This window comes from Mesorhizobium sp. M4B.F.Ca.ET.143.01.1.1, assembly GCF_004792275.1.
Taxonomy (GTDB): Bacteria; Pseudomonadota; Alphaproteobacteria; order Rhizobiales; family Rhizobiaceae; genus Mesorhizobium; species Mesorhizobium abyssinicae.
The window spans coordinates 1-278 of the sequence record NZ_SRSR01000400.1 but is presented as its reverse complement, the minus strand read 5'-3'; the positions used below and the strand labels follow the sequence as shown (position 1 = coordinate 278).

Below are 278 nucleotides of genomic sequence, written 5' to 3'. Positions count from 1 at the left end.
TTGGGATTCGCAGCTCGACCGTGCCGGCCCGCGTCTCCCAGTCCCTGTCGCGATAGCCGTTGCGCTGGACAAGCCGCAGCGGGTTCTTCTCGCCATGGGCCGCGCCGGTCGCCGCGCCCACTTCCAGCTCCATCAGCCGCTCAGCGGCAAAGCCGATCATCTCGCGCAAGATATCGGCGTCGGGGGTCTTCTCCACGAGCGTGCGCAGGTCCATCATGTCGTCGGTCATCGGTGCTTCCTTCGAATCAGGTTGTGTCAGCAACCCAACCCTACCGAAG

At 64.7% G+C, this 278-nt stretch carries 1 protein-coding gene; it reads right to left on the bottom strand.

The features are described from left to right. A partial coding sequence (locus EN786_RS37505) for a transposase (protein WP_189524414.1) occupies nt 1-229 on the bottom strand: 229 nt, incomplete at its 3' end. Nucleotides 230-278 lie beyond the last annotated feature (49 nt).